General features: G+C 45.9%; 10 protein-coding genes. 3 read left to right on the plus strand and 7 right to left on the minus strand.

Translation table 11 applies throughout. The features are described 5' to 3' along the window. The first annotated feature begins 62 nt into the window (after window positions 1-62). Window positions 63-1,805, plus strand: coding sequence for an ABC transporter substrate-binding protein (locus ACAN55_RS02195; RefSeq protein WP_379127416.1), 1,743 nt, complete (start codon window positions 63-65; stop codon window positions 1,803-1,805). A 137-nt stretch (window positions 1,806-1,942) separates the two neighbouring features. On the opposite strand, the gene gshAB is transcribed toward ACAN55_RS02195, so the two are convergent. After that, entirely contained in the window at window positions 1,943-4,273 is a 2,331-nt protein-coding gene (gene gshAB, locus ACAN55_RS02200) for a bifunctional glutamate--cysteine ligase GshA/glutathione synthetase GshB (RefSeq protein ID WP_379127419.1), read from the minus strand. A gap of 438 nt (window positions 4,274-4,711) precedes the next feature. On the opposite strand from gshAB, the gene ACAN55_RS02205 reads away from it, so the two are divergent. Beyond that, entirely contained in the window at window positions 4,712-5,017 is a 306-nt protein-coding gene (locus tag ACAN55_RS02205) for a hypothetical protein (protein ID WP_379127421.1), read from the plus strand. 53 nt (window positions 5,018-5,070) lie between these two features. Here ACAN55_RS02205 and ACAN55_RS02210 read toward each other — a convergent pair whose 3' ends face one another. The 3 genes from ACAN55_RS02210 to ACAN55_RS02220 all read right to left on the minus strand — a co-directional run bounded on the left by ACAN55_RS02210 (window position 5,071) and on the right by ACAN55_RS02220 (window position 7,563). Further along, window positions 5,071-5,172, minus strand: a complete 102-nt coding sequence (locus ACAN55_RS02210; protein ID WP_379127424.1) for a YjcZ family sporulation protein — start codon at window positions 5,170-5,172, stop codon at window positions 5,071-5,073. Window positions 5,173-5,631: 459 nt separating this feature from the next. Continuing rightward, window positions 5,632-6,411, minus strand: a complete 780-nt coding sequence (locus tag ACAN55_RS02215) for a Cof-type HAD-IIB family hydrolase (protein ID WP_379127426.1) — start codon at window positions 6,409-6,411, stop codon at window positions 5,632-5,634. A gap of 171 nt (window positions 6,412-6,582) precedes the next feature. Next, complete coding sequence (locus ACAN55_RS02220; RefSeq protein ID WP_379127428.1) at window positions 6,583-7,563, minus strand: aldo/keto reductase; 981 nt, start codon at window positions 7,561-7,563, stop codon at window positions 6,583-6,585. A 203-nt stretch (window positions 7,564-7,766) separates the two neighbouring features. On the opposite strand from ACAN55_RS02220, the gene ACAN55_RS02225 reads away from it, so the two are divergent. Next, window positions 7,767-8,684 carry an AraC family transcriptional regulator gene (locus ACAN55_RS02225; RefSeq protein WP_379127430.1) on the plus strand — a complete coding sequence of 306 codons (918 nt, stop codon included), beginning with the start codon at window positions 7,767-7,769 and terminating at the stop codon, window positions 8,682-8,684. Window positions 8,685-8,793: 109 nt separating this feature from the next. On the opposite strand, the gene ACAN55_RS02230 is transcribed toward ACAN55_RS02225, so the two are convergent. The 3 genes from ACAN55_RS02230 to ACAN55_RS02240 form a co-directional block, all read right to left on the minus strand. Beyond that, the gene (locus ACAN55_RS02230; protein ID WP_379127433.1) at window positions 8,794-10,035 is read right to left on the minus strand and encodes a macrolide family glycosyltransferase; all 1,242 of its coding nucleotides are present in this window, start codon (window positions 10,033-10,035) and stop codon (window positions 8,794-8,796) included. Window positions 10,036-10,061: 26 nt separating this feature from the next. Continuing rightward, window positions 10,062-11,291 carry a macrolide family glycosyltransferase gene (locus ACAN55_RS02235; protein ID WP_379127436.1) on the minus strand — a complete coding sequence of 410 codons (1,230 nt, stop codon included), beginning with the start codon at window positions 11,289-11,291 and terminating at the stop codon, window positions 10,062-10,064. Window positions 11,292-11,376: 85 nt separating this feature from the next. Then, window positions 11,377-18,351, minus strand: coding sequence for an amino acid adenylation domain-containing protein (locus tag ACAN55_RS02240; protein WP_379127439.1), 6,975 nt, complete (start codon window positions 18,349-18,351; stop codon window positions 11,377-11,379). Window positions 18,352-18,377 lie beyond the last annotated feature (26 nt).

The raw sequence follows: 18,377 nt of genomic DNA on the forward strand, positions 1-18,377 counted from the left end.
TCGACAGGCATTGCCTGTGTATACAATACATTTTTGACCCAAAAAAGGGAGGGTTTGTATTCATGACAAGAAAGACAGCGAAACCGTATGTGATCCTGATGATCTTAACCTTGCTCCTCAGTGTGCTGGCAGGCTGCAGCAGTTCAAACAACAAGAATACAGCTGATAATTCTGGTGGAAATAACGCGAACAATGCAGGTACTCCTACAGCTGAAGCTACGGCAGAAGCCGAAGATTTAAGCCCGCTCACTCTTTCCTTCTTCGCAGAAGATCCGAATCCGAACTGGAACAATATGAAGGATGATATCAGCAAAGTCATTACAGAGAAGACAGGTGTCACTCTCGATGCTGAATTTGCCGTGGGTGACCCGCAGCAGAAGATTGCTTTGATTGCAGCGGGCGGTGAATATCCTGATATCATCTCTGCCAAAGCGGATATCGGGAAGCTGGTCGACGCCGGAGCAGTGATCGATCTGACCGAACTCATTGATAAATATGCGCCTAATATCAAACGTGTGCTCGGCGACAACCTCGCCCGGGCGAAATACACCAATGAAGACCAATCCATCTATGCCATCCCTACCTGGGCCGCTGTTGATGAGAAGAAATTCGTGGCCGGCGGAGGATTTGAGCTTCAGCACCGGGTGTTGAAAGAAGCAGGTTATCCTGAAATCAAGACCGTCCAGGATTATGAGAATGTCATTAAAGCTTATCTAGATAAACACCCTACCGACGAGAACGGTAACAAGAATATTGGGGTCTCTCTGAATGCGGATGATTGGCACATGTACATTTCCGTAACCAACCCTGCAGTCGCCACAACAGGCGGCTCCGATGACGGAGAATATTTCGTCAATCAGGAAACTCATGAAGCCATCTACCACTTCCGTCGTCCTGAAGAGAAAGAATACTTCCGCTGGCTGAACCATATGAATGACATTGGCCTTCTTGATAAGGAAAGCTTCGTACAGAAGTACGATCAATACAAAGCCAAAGTGGCTACTGGGCGGGTACTCGGCCTGATTGACCAGGACTGGGACTACAATGATGCCCAGCAAGCTTTGAAGACGGCTGGTAAATTCGATCAGACTTATGGTCACTATCCTGTAACGCTCAGCAGTGAATACAAAGAAACCAGCTTCTGGCCAACCGGCTTTATGGGCGGATATGGAATATCCATCTCCAGTACGAATCCCGATCCGGTCCGTACGATTAAGTTCCTGGATTATCTCGCTTCCGATGAAGGTCAAATTCTGAACAACTGGGGTATTGAGGGTAAACATTATGTTGTGGAGAACGGTAAACGTGTCGTTCCAGCCGAAGTTCAGGACCGCATCAATAATGACAACACTGCCTTTACTAAGGAGACAGGAATTGGCTTCTACTGGAATATGATGGTTCACTACGGTGATGGCGCCAAGGATTCCACCGGTAACTATTACACCAAGAACTTCCCGGAACAATTAGTGCTCGGTTATAGTGATGTTGAGAAAGAAACGCTTGCTGCCTACAAAGCCACTACATGGAAGGATTTATTCCCTAAAGAAGAAGAATTTTCTGAGAAAGCGTACGGAGCAGCGTGGAACATCGCCATCCCGGGCGAAGATGAAGTCTCCATTCTGGGCAATAAAATGAGAGATATTACGTGGAAACGTATCCCTGAGGCTATTCTAGCCAAACCAGCCGATTTCGATAAGATCTGGGATACCTACATGTCTGATCTCGAAAAAGCCGGTGTTGAGAAAATGGAAAAAGGCTACACCAAATATGTGCAGGATCGTGTAGATTTATGGAGCAGTAAATAATCAAGTGTTAATAACAAGAGCCGTGCGAGAGATATCCGTACGGCTCTTGTTATTGTTCAGACGATTAAGGTCAATATAAACCGATTATAAACTGGACTGATCGCCTTTTTTTCACCACCCTCCTATAAAAATTATATCTAAGGTTGGTATGATTGGAGTCGGCGTTTACCGAACAACAAATCTAGAATTTTATCATCAGCTTTGCGGTTGGTTCCTTTATAGGGATAACAGTGGATATGAATCGCAGGATTAAAGTTGATCTCAATAATGCTGTAATTATTATCCGTCGCCTCGTGTTCTATATTGCTAATCATCATATCCACGCCGCAGAAAGTTGCTCCGGCCGCTTGTGCAGCTTTAATCGCGATTTCTTTATAGCTGGCAGGAATATCATCCGTGTAATCGATGCTGTCGCCGCCCGTACTAATGTTCGAGTTCTCTCGTAAATAGATCACCTCACCTAAGACCGGAATATCAAAGGGAGTCTTGGATTGGCTTTTTAAAAACATCTTCTCTACTTCACCCAACTGAATCATTTCAAGCGGAGTTGTATATCCTTTGCCTCTTAGCGGGTCTTTGTTCTTCTCATGAATCAACTGCTCTATGGTATGAACTCCATCACCGGCAATATTAGCAGGAACACGATGAAGAATGCCGATAACCTCATCCCCCATGAGGAGAAAGCGGTATTCTTTGCCAGAGATGAACTCCTCAACCAAGAGCGTCCGGTCATGTTCAAAAGCCATCACTAATGCTTGCTGGTAATCCTCTTTCGTGTAGCTGTTAGTGAAAATCGTAATACCAAGTCCAAAATTAGTTGATTTCGGTTTAATAACGATTTTCTTATCCTTATGCACTTCAAAGTCCTGCAGGGCATCCTGCAGATTTCGATAGGCTGTGCCGTCCGGGACTTGTATGCCATGTGCCTTCAGTACTTTTTTGGTGACAATTTTGTTCTCCATAATTAAAACTGTGCTGTATGAATCCAGCGCTGTTTTCGTGGCCTGCTTCACATATTCCTGATGATCGCCCTTCGTGAGCATAATAAAATTATCTTCGCGGTCTAGAAGTTCAAAGCGGATCCCACGTTTTACAGCAGCTTTTAATAAGAGTTGTGTCGATAATTCCAGATCTTCATATCCCGCGAACTTGTACCCGGCTTCGAGACTCTGGATTGTATACTGCTGTGCTTTATTTAAATGATAATGTAAATAGGAGGATCCGTGGATTTCAGATTTGACGATAGATGCATAAGTCAGCTCTGGGTTTAGAATGATGTTCTTTTTATGTTCCAGCAGAATCTTCCATTGTTGATCATGGGGCTGTATCAGTCTCACCATTTCAAGCATGGCATCAAGGATTTCTACCGCCTCCTCATACAACTCCCCCTGAAGACCCCTCATCAAAAGCGTATCCACATCCCGATTGGCCTGTACCTGTTCATCTTCGTCGCTTAAGGATGTTTCCTGCTTCAACAGCATGTAGACCAGGAATAGATGAACGAACTGAAGGGTTGTGAGACTGACCCCATTCTTATAGAGCGGGTTCAAATCGAACATCCGCAGTTCTAAATAATCTACCCCATTGGCAAGCAGTCCCTCTAATTGATGATGTCCTTTCGCTGATTTCAACCGGATTGGACTATAAAATTCCTTATCACTCAGTAATTCCTTAGCATGAACCAATTGTTGCAAATCATGGACATACTCCTCAACGGAATGAAAAGAAACATAAAACGATTTCTCATTACGATATCCGCATACGCTGTTCCGGAGCGAGCCCATATTAGGAAAGAAGCGGCTATCTTCATCCAGATGATGACTTAAGGAAACGCATTGTTTAATATATGATTTATTAAAAACAGGGCTAGCCCCGGTCAGGTAAATCAGCAGCCAACGGTATTTCAATACATTTCGTGCTACTTTTAAATAAATTTCATTCTTGAAGTTCTTGTATTCAACATTACGGTTTGAAATCTCATACAGCTTCTCAAGGAAACTCTCGGCAAATGAGAAATTATAATGGATGCCGCTTAGCAGCTGCTTTTTACGTCCATATTTATGCGCTAACTCCATCCGGTACGAATTCTCCAACGGATCATCCATATCAGCTATGGGGATATCCTTTTCCTCCATCGGTAATACAGGGGGATTGCTGCTGGGCCACAAATATTCATCAACCAATTCCTGAGAGACGATGTCATGCAGTGTTTCCAGGAATTGATACGACTCTTCAATGGAGTTAAATACGGGCGTGATCATCTCCACTTGGCTTTCAGAGAAGTCCGTTTTGATAAAGGGATTTTCCTTTTTGTTCCCGAACGCTTTTGGGTGAGGAGTTAACGCAAGGTTCCCCTCTTTATCGACTCTGGTGTTCTCTTTTTCAAGACCGAATTGCCCCTTGAGCACTTCCTCGAACAGGTTATTGTTTATAATTTCTTTGATCAAATTAAAGTTAGATGTAATCACTTCAAACCCCTTCCTTCACAGGTTTAATTCAACATTCATATTTATATCACTCTTAAAACTTGCTATTTACAACTAAATACAGCCAAAGAATTTCCGTTTAGGTGATCTAATAACTACGATGGATGTTTGGACTTCCGGCCACTGTCGTCAATCGATAAAATATCAGAATAATCTTATGTTAGAATTATATCCAAATTATTTGCATAATGCAAATATAATTCATTCCATTCTTAATTGCATTATACATCTGCACTTTCTGTAGAACTGTGATTGTACGCAAGAAAAAAAAGAACAGACCAAGTATCTGCCTTTTCTACAGGGAACGTGTTGAATAAATGTTACGGTGCACTTCTGCTGCTGATCCCCGTTTATTCAAACGAACGCGGAATGCTCCATAGGCATACTATGTATTACTTTAAACAGGAAGGTAGTGTAATCATGGGTTTACAAATGGGATCACCAGGAAGAGTCTTGTATCAAGCAGACCATAATTATGTGCAGAATCTGAGAAACGTTAGACATCAATTACATGGAATATGTAGACAACATGCCAATCAGTGGGTTCGTGTGGAGACATTAGATGGTCAAGTCGTTACGGGGAGAATATTAGGCTGTGACCGGGGTCTAATTCATTTGGCCACACGGCATCATGGAGGACACCGCGCTTTTTTCGGAAGTCCTACCGACGAAGCGATTCTTACCCTTGTTCTATATGAATTACTGGTTATTACGCTCTTGGCTTAGCAAACGAATGAGAGCCTACAGCGTAGACTCTCATTTTTTTCAGCTTATTACACTTAAAATGTTTTCAGAATAATCACTAACAGAATATAAAGCACCAGTATTGTAGTAGTGGAAGTGACCATACCAATAACATTGTTGTGTCCACATTCGCTCATTTGCTTTACCTCCTTTGCAATATCATCTTACAGACCCATGATATGCACTTCCCCCTATCCCTGTATGGACGATTGCCCTAAATATAAATTGGAATGATCGAAATTCTTCTAAGGAGTGAAGTCACATGACAATTAGCCCAACTTCCCCTCCCCCACTTTTAGTACCACCACAACCTGCTAATTCTTATATCATTGATTGCGTATACCAATACACTTATGTATGGCTTTGGACCGGGGAAAGTTTCTGGTTTTACCCAACACGGGTGGAGTATGGAGAAGTTTCAGGATATCGGTGGAATGGTTTATTTTGGACCTTTTATGGATTTGATCCAAAATTTATCAATGCTGTTTCTTGTCCTCCGATTCCGACCCTGTACTAAAAGACAAACTGGGGCTGTCCCAATAGCATGAAATTGCTGCTGGGATAGCCCCTTGATTTTTGCGCAGGAAGTTCCGGGTCTATAAGAGACCTACCATTTGAAGGCCGTACAGAATTCCATCTTCTTCGACCGACTTGGTTACATATCTGGCTGCTTTTTTAATCTTCTCCTCAGCATTTCCCATAGCGACACTGTTCTGTACTGTGCTCAGCATTTCCATATCATTCAACCCGTCCCCGAAGGCGTATTGCTGTTCCGGAGCAAATCCTAATGCTTCTACGATCTTCTGAATGCCTTTTGCTTTAGACCCTCCGTGGGGAATGATATCAACCGAGAACGGGTGCCATCTGATAAAATCAAAATCCCGGTATTCCTGTTCGTATCTGTACTCTTCTCCCTCCGCACAAAAAAGAAGGCTTTGATACAGCTCGCGTCCCTTGTAATAAAGAGGATCATACCCCGGATAACGGCTGATTTTTAATGTGGAAATGCTTTCCCTTATATAATTATGTTCCGGGGTGTTCGCTCTCATATCCTCGTGGTCCATATAGACAATGGGGTGTTCATGCTTAAGAGCAGTCTCGGTCAGTTTCTCTAGAGAAGCAATGTTTAGCGGATTGGTATGTAGTACCTTTCCGTTAAGAACTACATATTGGCCGTTATAACTGACGTACGAATGAATATCTAATTCCTGCCGGATTTCCTCAAACATAAAGGGAGCTCGTCCGGTTGCAATCGCGACTTCATGTCCAAGTTCCTTCAATTTAAAAACAGCTTGCTTCGCTGAGTCCGGAAGCTTCTTATCATGGTTAAGCAAGGTCCCGTCTATATCAAAAAATATAACGCTTCGTTTAGTCATGTTCCTCTACCCTTTCAGTGGCTAATGGTTAATTATGCAGTCTATTATGTGTTTCACCGTAATCATTTTAAACGATAATCTATTTTCTGCAAATACAATCGATTAATTGCAAAATAAGCCTATGCAAAAAGACAAGCCGCTACGGCTTGCCTCATACTCCAAAAATATCTTTTACTCGAACCCGCTGATCGGGTGAGGAACATACGGTTCCTCCAGCGATGCTATTTCTTCAGGTGTTAGTTTAAGGGAACGTGCCGCATCCGCATCCTCAAGATGGGTTATTTTCGTCGCACCGAAAATAGGAGCAGTTACGGGATCTTTCTGCAGCAGCCAGGCAAGTGCAACCTGAACCCGGGGAACACCGCGCTCTGCAGCGATGGATGCAACCCGCTCCACAATCTGGCGGTCTGTTTCGGCCGTGGCATCATATTTCGATTTCTGAATCTGATCGGTTTCGGACCGGTATGTGGATTGCTCCGGATCACGAGTTAATCTTCCTGAGGCGAGCGGACTGTATGGGATTACACCGATTTTTTCCGCTTTGCACAGCGGCAGCATCTCCCTCTCCTCCTCCCGGTATAAGAGGTTGTAATGATCCTGCATGGAGATGAATCGGGTCCACCCATTGCTCTCCGCTACATGCAGCGCCTTTAGGAACTGCCAGGCATACATCGCTGAAGCGCCAATATATCTTGCCTTCCCGGCTTTCACTACATCATGCAAGGCTTCCATGGTCTCTTCAATCGGGGTATTGTAATCCCAACGGTGAATTTGGTACAAATCTATATAATCGGTTCCCAATCTCTTGAGGCTCTTGTCAATTTCACTCATGATCGCTTTGCGTGAAAGCCCGGCACCATTGGGACCTTCGTGCATACGGAAATGGACCTTCGTGGCGAGGACAATTTCATCCCTGTTCGCATAATCCTTTAAGGCTCGTCCAACAATTTCTTCGCTAGTTCCATTGGAATAAACGTTAGCCGTATCAAAAAAATTAATTCCAAGATCCAGAGCCTTTTTAATAATCGGACGGCTGTGTTCTTCATTCAACACCCATTGATGTACCCACCGCTCTGCATCGCCAAAGCCCATACAGCCCAAACAAAGCCGGGATACATCCAATCCGCTATTCCCAAGTTTTACATACTCCATGTGATCTCTCCTCGCTTTCAATAGGGTTATCTTTAGTTGGTTCAGATATTCATTCGGATTGAGCCATGAGATTATTGTGCAATAAATAAGTATGCGAGTGTTACCACAATTGTCTTAAATGATTGCCTAATACTCTCACTGCCACTAACACCAAGGACACATATGATTTATACTGATAATCAATAAGGAAAAAGGAGGCGCCTATGTCTGAGGAAATATTGAAGAAGCAGCAGGAGCTTGCCGCATTGATAGACCGTCATACGCGTGAGAACGGCGTGCACGAGACTGCGATCCCGTCTTTATTTTTAATTCGGGAATCTAATGTTTATGAACCGGCTTTCAGAGTGGTTAAACCCTCATTTTGTTTCATTGCTCAAGGCGTCAAGGAAATATTACTTGCTCAGGAGCGTTTTATTTATAGTTCTGCCGATTATCTGGTTACTTCCGTAGACTTGCCTGTCGTTGGACAAACCATTAAAGCTACTGCGGACGTTCCGTATTTGTGCCTGAAGCTTGAATTTACGCAGAGCCAGATCTTAGAGGTGCTCAATGATTCTGTAATTCAAATCACTCCTAAAGAGAATGCCAAGCGGGCTTTGTTCGTTGGCAAGATAGACATAACCCTCTTAGACGCAACTCTCAGACTTGCCCGTTTATTGGACAATCCCAAAGATATTCCGTTTCTTGGTTCGATCTATACTAGGGAGGTTCTCTATCGTCTTCTTCAGGGGTCGTACGGAAGCACGCTGGCACAAATTGCCATGGAAAAAAGCAGCACTTACCGAATCCGAGATGCGATTGAGCAGGTCATTAGTAACATGGATAAGCCTTTGCGGATTGAGTCACTCGCTGAAACAGCCAGCATGAGTACTTCTTCATTTCACAGGCATTTTAAAGAAGTTACCGCAATGAGCCCCATCCAGTTCCAGAAGCAGCTTCGATTGCAGGAAGCCCGGCGACTTTTATTATCCGAATCAACGGATGCTGCGGATGTCGCCTACAGGGTGGGTTATGAAAGTGCTTCCCAATTCAGCCGTGAATACGCCCGGATGTTCGGGTCTCCTCCAAGAACAGACATCAGACGTCTGAAGGAAAAGTATGAGCGTAGTCTAAATGCGTGATTATGAAAAGAAACAAGCCTTGCTCAACCACGGCTGTCTGCCGAATGAACAAAGCTTGTTGTTATACATACTTAGACACCGTTAATCCTGTTCGAATATATCACGGAGTTCAGACACTAAGTGCAGAGACATACTGGATCAGCTCATCAACACCTCTGGCGGCGCCTCCACCGCCGAAGAAAGTTTCTCCCAGAGCCCTTGCGTTAAGTTGAATATATTCATTATTCATTGTTTCGAAAGTAATTTCTTTGAGCTGGGAGGCCGTTATCTCCTCGTTCCGGATATATAATCCAGCCCCCAGTTCCTCCAACCGGTCAGCGATGGCGAACTGATCTGCTCCCTGAGGCAGCAGCACCATAGGGACTCCGAATACCATCGCTTCGCAGACACTGTTATAACCCGCATGGGAGATAAAGACATCTGCATCCCGGAGTATTTCCAATTGGGGAACAAAACTGCGAATCTCTATATTTTCTGGCGGCTCTCCAAATATAGAGAGATCCATGTTCCGGCCCACGGACATGATCACCTTTGCTCCACTATCCTTGAATGCCGCAATACATTTCTGGTAAAATTCCGGCCGGTCAGTATATATGGAGCCGAAGGAAATGTATATTAGAGGCTGTCCTCCATCCTTTTTCCGAATGTTGCGTCGTAGTGATACCGGGGATTCTCCCGGAAACAACGGTCCTAGAAAGATAAACCGTTCATCGAACGTATCGGCATGCGGCTGAAATGCTTCCGAAGTGTAGACCAGATTCAACTCTTCATTACCGCTGAAAGCATCGATCAGGCTGAATCCCTGAATATTGTGCCTCTCCGCTATTTCCTCCGCTGCCTTGTCCAGCTCACCGACCGACACCGTTTCATTGTAATGTTCTGCCTTAATTTTAAAGATGTTGTGAATCAGGAAAGGAGGGTCCTTCTCAAGCATCCTGTGATTAATCGCAAAAGTGAGAATATAGCAGGCCACCGGCAGGTCGAGCAGTTCTCCGATTTGCTTCCCCCAGTAAGCATCGCAATCCCGTAAAATATAGTCGGGCGGATCGGCCATAACTTCAGGTAAAACAGCATTCATCACCGTCTTACTTTTGCCGATGACTCCAGGTACTAGATACTCAAGCATCATTCGCGGATTACTCAGATAGATTCCCGGATCGTTGTCGGTGAATAATCCTTGCATATCGCCATAACTTCGAAACGTAACATCGTAATCCTGTAACAGCTCTCTGTAACCTTCATCCGAATAGTAGACCACTTCCTCTCCTCTTGCCAGAAGTTCTGCCACGAGAGGTAATGTAGGCTTAACGTGGCTGAAAAAGGGAAGGCTGAATATCATCACTTTGCCCATGACTCCGATCCTCCGTTCTGAAGTGCTTAACCGTTCAAAAAGTGAAAAATACCGTCGACTGCAAGCTTCGCACCGCCGGAATTTCGTATTGCCTCACTCACCATTTCACATGATTTCCGATAACTAGGATGTTCCAGCACTGTCTTTGTCATCACTGCTATATCTTCAGGAGTACAATCCCTGCTACTTCCCGTTACTCCCGCACCTATCTCCTGAATGCGGCCCGATACAGCAAATTGATCTGCTGCTTGTGGGAACATAACCATAGGAACCTGATAGAACATCGCTTCACTTGCACTGTTATGCCCCCCGTGTGTAATGAAGACATCTGCCATCTGCAGCACTCGGATTTGAGGCATATGGGATCTGACGATAAAGTTCTCAGGAATAACACCCAGGTCTTCTACATGAATCCGCTGTCCTATGGACATTACAACTTGCCATCCGGTATCCCTGAATGCCTCGATGCATTTAGCGTAGAAAGGCAGACAATCATTATAGACTGTTCCCATGGATATGTAGACGAGTGTAGTTGACGATTTAGATACTTCGAGCACTTCCAAGTCCTCCTCCTTACGGATGGAGGGTCCCAGAAATAAATAGTTAGGTCCGAATGTATCCGCAAAAGGCTGGAATTCCCGGGAAGTAAAGACAAGATTAAGTTCATCAGCCCCCGAGAAGGCATCTATTGCTTTGAATTCTACAGCATAGGGACGGGATAGCTCCCGGGCGCAGACATTCAAATATTCACTGAATGGTATCCCAGCGTCTGGTTGTGTGTATTGACCATCCGGGCTGCCAAGTACGTTCCTGACAAAGAAATCGCTATGTTGATCAATCATGGTCTCATTTAAAGCCATTGTTGTAATGTAGCAGATCACGGGAACGTCCAGCATGACGCCGATCATTTTGCCCCAATAAGACTCACAATCCCGGATAATATAATCAGGGTCGTCCTTCATAATGCGTTCGATCAGCAGATTCGCCATCCGTTGATGTTTATTCAGCTTGTGCGGGATGAGCAGCTTCAGAACTTCAAGGGGCTCAGTGGACCGGATTGCTATCTCCTCATCGAGTAGTCCGATAATATCTCCATAACTCCGGCATATCACACCCTCGATGTTAATGAATTTCATATAAGCATCTGTCGTATAGTAGATGACCTGTTCCCCTCTACCCACCAGCTCCTTCACCAGACTCACTGTAGGATTGACATGCCCGAAATACGGATAACTGAGCAATACGACTTTCCCCATAACGCCACAACCTTTCCCTTGAGTCATACATTGAGCCCTCAGACGCCGGCGGCGTCTAGAGGGCCGGGGTTAATCGATCCTCCGACTAGAACAGGATTCCGGGGACAGAATTGCCTGAGAGGAGTTGCTTCAGTCCATCAGCGTCTGCCTCAAACGGTAGTGCGATATCAATCCTTAGACAAGATCCGATATGCCGGACATAAAAACAAATGCCATAATGTGCTGCTGTTTCCTCAAAAGACGTACTGTTCTCCGGGGTCCAATCGGATATTTCTTCTTTCTGTATAGCACCAAAATAATTGACAAGAACCGTTTTCCCGGTCACTTCTATATCCATTGCAGCAAAGTTAATGTGATGGGTTGAAGCAGCCTGCGTCAATTCTCTGACCAAATTCAAGTTGTGCCCGGCAGGCTCTGCAACGTTAACAACCAAAGGAATATAATCGATAAAATTACCTGCAAGATGGTAAAACGTATGATTGCCGTATCTTCTGCCTCCGCTGACTAATTGAACAGGCATCTGCTCCAACTGCAGGAAGTCCCGACCAAATGCGGCCAATACTTCAAGCACTGTATGCCAGCCTTCTTCGGGAAGCTCGCCATTCAGTGGAAATTCCAGTTCTATTACGGTTGGATGGCTTGCAGAGAACAAATTCACACGGCTCTCAAGCTCCAGAAGACTGCGACGGAATACCGGTAGATTGAAATTGTGCTCCAGCTCATTAAGAGTTATTTCCTGCGGACCTTCCTCCAAGAGATGGAAATAGTCGCGGTATCCAATCTTACCGTTACTCCCGGAAGGTGACGAAGTATAAGGATGGCTAAGCAGTTCTCTGATCAGGCCGCAGGTTAAACCGTCCGACAACGAATGATGGGAAGCATAGACTAATACCTTTGCTCCGGAAACAGCATTTTCGATCAGCACCAGACGGTACAGCAGGCTGCCGGGAATATCATAGTCAAAGCGTCCGTTGTACACTTCGAGGATCAACTGCTTCATTTGTTCTTCGGCGTGGAGTCCGCTTAGTCGGATAAAAGGCAATGAAAGATGCGTTGGCTGCTCGTATAAGCACCAGGATTTGTCGTCCTCCACGGGAAGAAAACATCTTAGCATTTCCTGGTCATGGACAAGGTTCAGCACGGAAGATTCGATTTCTTCTCTACTTCGATCCGCAGACAAATTAATTACGGTTCCGATATTCTCCGAACGCCCCAGATGCATAGCTTGAATCGCGGTAAACGGAATTTTTCCGATGAACGGGTTCTCGCTTATTTGTCTAGCATAAACGTTCTGCTGGTAGGCAAGATCATGAAGCAGATCAGACCACGCCTTCGATTCTTCTATACCAGGCTGCGTGGATTCACTCGTTACTCTGCCGCCTGTGACTGGTAGTGTCGCAACAGCAATACTATCCTCTCCTAACCGCTGCTGCAGCATTTCTCCAAGACGGCCAGCCGACTGATGGATTAGCAGATCCCTTACCTCCATAGATAAACCTTTACGCTTTAGTAAAAATACGGCCTTCATAGCTGAGATAGAGTCTCCTCCGATTTCATTGAAGCAATCGTCTGCTCCGATCTCTTTCCTCTCCAGCACTTCCTCAAATACCTCAATGATCTGCGCTTCAAGGTCATTCACTGGAGGACGCGCACTAATGCTGTGTATCTCAGACTGTGGCAGTCTGATGAGAGCAGCAGCATCCACTTTGCCATGTAGGGTTAACGGCAGAGAGTCCAGCTTTGAGAATACGGAAGGAATCATATACTCCGGTAACCCTTCCGACAAAAGTATTCTCATCTCCCTTGGCTGTGGTGCTGTCTCTCCACTGTAAAAAGCGGATAACATTCCGTTCCCGTCCTTCTGCCTCTTTAATAGAACAGCAGCACTTTTCACTCCGTTCAGCTGCAGCATACGAGCTTCAATCTCACCCGGTTCGACCCGATAGCCTCTGATCTTGAGCTGGCTGTCCTTTCTGCCCTGATAGATCAGATTACCGTTTGGCAGCAGCTTGGCTAGATCCCCGGTCCGGTACATCCGCTGAAACCCCGTTACCGTCGACGAAACAAATTGCCGGGAGGTCATCTCCGGCTGATTCAGATATTCCCTGGCCAGCCCGGTTCCTGCGATACAGAGTTCACCAGTTATACCCGCCGGAAGCAGATTTAACCCGGCGTCTACAATGCAGATTCTGCTGTTTAATATAGGGAATCCGATAGGTACCTTATGATGGTTAGTCAAATTCTCAACTTCCCACATTGCCGCACACACGGACGCTTCCGTCGGACCGTAAGCATTGATACAACGCATATGCCGACTCCACTCCTCAAGCATGGAGACTGATGGTTCGGAACCCGCTGTAACGACGAGGCGCAGACTTTGAAGTTTATCCGGCTGTAGCCGTTCCATATAGGAAGGCGGGAAGGTCGCAACAGTAATACCCATTAGGTTGGCATAGCTCTCGAAACATTCTGGATCACCGATAGTTTCCTTCACTGCCAGACACAGTGAGCCGCCAGTACCCAGTGCCATAGCAAATTCCCAGACAGAAGCGTCAAACGAGCATGGAGCGAATTGAAGAATTCTGTCATCGGGTTTTACTCCCAGACTAGTACGGAAAACTTCCGGCAGATTGGCAAGGCCCGCGTGTTCCAGCGCGACTCCTTTTGGTCTTCCGGTCGTACCTGAAGTGTATATGATATAAGCTAAATCGACTAATTGGGGCTTAATGACCGGAATATAAGCACTGTGTTCAGGAAGCTCTACCATATACGTAAAGGCAGTTCTTCCCTTGAAACCTATTTGTTTAGTCTCCAAATCATCTGTTATCAGCATGACCGCTCCGCTATCTTCAAGCATATATAGAACTCGTTCCGCCGGGAAAGCCGGATCTATAGGAAGATAGACTGCGCCAACTTTTAGAATGGCAAGGAAACAGACAATCATCTCGAAAGAACGTTCCAGCCGGACCGCCACGACATCATTGTGGCCTATGCCATTGAGTTCTAGCCAGGATGTCCACCGATCAGAAAGGGCGTTGAGCTGCCCATACGTCAGACGAGCCTCACCGAACAGCAGTGCGTCACGGTTTGGATGCAGCGCAGCCAGCTGAGTGAATTGTTCTGTTAAGGTACACGATGGTAACTCGCCTTCAGCGGAGGCGTTGAAGCAGGCAGTTTGCTGATACAGTATGTCCACAGGTAGCAAAGTGATAGAGCCTATCCGTACCGCCGGCTGCTTAATAACAGCCTGTATGATATGCATAAAGTAGGCGGCAAACCGCTCCACCGTCTCTCTCTGGAACAGTCGGTTACTATACTCCAAATCAAAATACAGAACTCCGTCCCCTCCTTCGAAGCCAGCCAAAGTAAGATCGAACTTCGAAATGGTCTGTTCGAAAGCAAAGTGTGTAAAATGAAGTCCCCGGAAGTCATACCGGTTCTCAGGCATGTTCTGAAGTACGAACATCACGTCAAACAGAGGATTTCGGCTGGTGTCACGGCTATATCCCAGCCTGTGGGCAAGCTCCTCGTATTGAAAAGACTGATTCTCAAAGGCACCCAGTGCACTTTTCTTAACCTGATCCAGAAACTGTACGAATTCGAGTTGTGATGACACTGCGTTTTTTATGGGGACGACATTCACAAACATCCCCATCGTCTCTTCCAATTCTGCCTGCATGCGGCCTGAAACGGGAGATCCGACAACCAGTTCCTCTTGACCCGACACCTTAGATAACATGAGATTATAGACCGACAGCAGCAGCATAAATAACGTTGCGCCATGATCAGCTGCCAATTTCTTCAAAGAAGAGGTACAAGCTGCATCGAGAGTGAAATGGATCCGCGCACCTTCAAAGCTCTTAAATTTGGGCCGAGGATGATCGTATGGTAAATCTAATACCGGAATTCCATCTTGAAACTGCTTCAGCCAGTAATTCTCCTGCATCTGAGAATCATTACTATTCCGTCTTTGCTGCTGCCATACCGAGAAATCCTTATATTGAACTGTTATTTCTGGCAGCTGGTCACCGTTGTACAGCCGAGCCAGCTCGTTGATGATAATGCCTATGGAAGCGCCGTCGGCTGCAATATGATGAATATCAATGAGTAGTAGATACTTGCGGTCCTCCATTCGAGAAATGCCGATACGGAGTAGGGGCCCGCTTTCAAGATCGAAAGGCTGTACGAAATTTCGTATCGTCTCTTCGGTATTTGTTGGCGGTTCATCGTTGTAGTCCAATTTCAAAGAACATTCCTCATGAACAACCTGAACCGGATCGCCGTTCACCAGCTCAAAAGTAGTTCGCAGAATCTCATGCCGGGCCGCAAGGCTATTGACCGCCCGCTCCAATCTGTCCCGATCCAGATCTCCATCAATAATTAAAGCTTCCGGCATATTGTATGCGGTCGAATGCGGATCATGGCAAAATAAAGCATACATCCGCTTTTGTGCTGAGGATAATGGATAATGGGCAGCAGGTTTCGCCGGAGTAACTGCAAAATAAGATTTTGTACCTTTTTCCACGATAGCTGAAGCCAATGCTTTAACGGTTTGTTTCTCAAATATGTCATCGATTCCGATATCTACACCAAAAATCTTCTGGATTCTGGACATCAGCATAGTAGCCTTCAGTGAGTGCCCACCGACGTCAAAAAAACTCTCCTCCGTAGACACCCGTTTAATTTGCAGAACATCTGAGAAGATTTCGCACAGCTTCTGCTCAGTTTCATTCGCCGGCTCTATGAATTCTGCATCCAGATCATCAGGCTCATCCAGTAAAAGAAGTGCCTTCTTGTCTGTCTTCCCGTTCTCGGAGAGCGGAATCCGTTCGACACTGTAGTAGCGGGAAGGCAGCATATAGTGAGGGAGTTCACCGGCCATATAGGCTCTAATTTCTTTCGCTTGCACTACTTCGCATTGAAGATAGGCGGCAAGCCGGGCTGGGACTCCGTCTTCCTCTAAGCACAGGACGGCAGCCGCTTGTATACCCGGAAATGCCAGGAGGCGCTGTTCGATCTCCGAAAGCTCAATCCGGTATCCTCTAATTTTGACCTGTGCGTCCTTACGTCCCAGACAGCAGATTTCGCCTTCATCCGTCCATTTGGCCAAATCCCCCGTTTTGTACAGCCGTTCTCCAGGAATAAACGGATGAGAGATAAATACCTCATCAGTCAATTCTGGACGGTTAAGATATCCCGCCGCAAGACCGGGTCCCGACAAACAGAGTTCTCCTGTAATGCCGGGAGGCACAGGATCAAGCTGCCCATCTAGAATATATGCCTTCATATTTGCTATCGGGCGGCCAATGGCGATCTCCGCTGATTCAACTACGTTTCTTTTATAAGCAGCGACAATACTGGCTTCGGTTGGACCGTATTCATTGATGATTTCAACCTGGGGAAGTCTTCTCAGGCTTTCCCGGATTAAGGATGGTGCCAACCGTTCACCGGCCAATGTTATCATCCGGAGTGTGCCTCCCTCTTCACCGGCCATCTGCTCGAGCAGCAGCTGATACAGTCCAGGAATGCAAATAAAATGTGTGATCCGGTGAACATGGATAAGCTGTTTCAGCCGAAGCGGATCTTTCACCTGGCTTTCAGTCGGAATAAAAAGACTGGCCCCTGAGACAAGCGGAGTAAAGAAGCCGGTCATAAAGCCATCGAACGAATATGAGAAAATCTGCATCGTCCTGTCTTGTGAGCTTAAGCGGTATTCGTCCTTTCTCCAAAAAATTGAGTTGGCTAATCCTTCATGCCGAACGATAACGCCTTTCGGTTTCCCTGTAGTGCCGGAAGTATAGATGATATATGCGTCCGTTACACCTTGTCCGAAATTGAAATCAGAGCCACTTTTCTTCTCTTCATCCAGAGACTCAGATTTCAATATCATTTCCACGCCGGCGAACTCGGGCATTTCCGCATACCGCGTGTGTGTTAATAACCGGGTTACAGCAGCATCCTCCAAGATAAAATTCATGCGTTCAGCCGGTGTCTGGACATCGATGGGCAGAACACATCCTCCTGCTTTCATTACAGCAAGCACTGCAACGGCCGTCTCTGCAGAACGGTCAAGATACAATGCAATAATTTCTCCGGGATTCAATCCGCTGCTAACCAGTGCTTTGGCCCAAAGGTTAACCCGTTCACTAAGCTCCAAATAACTCATAGATTGTTCCGGAGTTATGACTGCTGAAGCCCCCGGTGTACGCAGGACCTGCGTCTCGAACATTTCCATAATGTTCGGTATATTTGGGGATTCATTACCAGAAGCATATTCGTTAAGTAGTACATGACGATCACTGCCGGAAAGCCAGGTGCACTCACCAACCCTGCGGTCGGGATTTGAAGTCAGCTCCCTTAGTATATGAATGTAATGTTTGGCTAAGCTCTCCACTGCACGGACAGAAAAGAATGGGCTTTGGCCGGCAATTAATCCATGGATCACCCCATTGTCTGAGCAAAAATGGACAAGAAGACCTTTGGTATTTGTTTTTAGGTCTAAATTGCCATGAAGCTCTTTCATCGAAATACGGATATGCTGTAAAAAAGTATAGTCCCGGTCATGAATTACTTTCATATCCTGAACAACCTTATCTATCGGATAGTTCCCGTTTGTGCATACGGCTTCATAGGTGGCCTTGACCTCGTAGAGCCAATCCCGGAAAGACTTTTCGACGGATGGCTGATCGATAACCGGAAGCCAGGATGGATTGTATTCCGGGTTCGCGGATTGCACTTGAAGCTTAGACTGCAGGCAGGCTACCGTTACCGACCCGCCACCAGTGTACTTGTGTACCATACATTTCAGTACAGCCAGCATGATCAGGTATAGTGCATCCGACGATTCTCCGCTCATCCTCCGAAGACGCTCACTCAGATCCGCTGGCAACTCGAAAGCCGCCTGATTGACAATGGGTACTTCAGCCGGATGTGAACCTGAGAGTGTCAGCAGTGTCTCTTCTTCTTTCAGCTCCAGCATTTTTTTTACCCAATACTTCTTTTGTCTTCTCATCTCCTGAACGGAGGGACCACCCTCCGGCATTCTGTCATCCGTCTTCATTCGTTCTTCTCTCCCCTGGGCTTTGG

This window comes from Paenibacillus oryziterrae, from assembly GCF_042610485.1.
In the GTDB taxonomy this organism is placed as follows: domain Bacteria; phylum Bacillota; class Bacilli; order Paenibacillales; family Paenibacillaceae; genus Paenibacillus_AQ.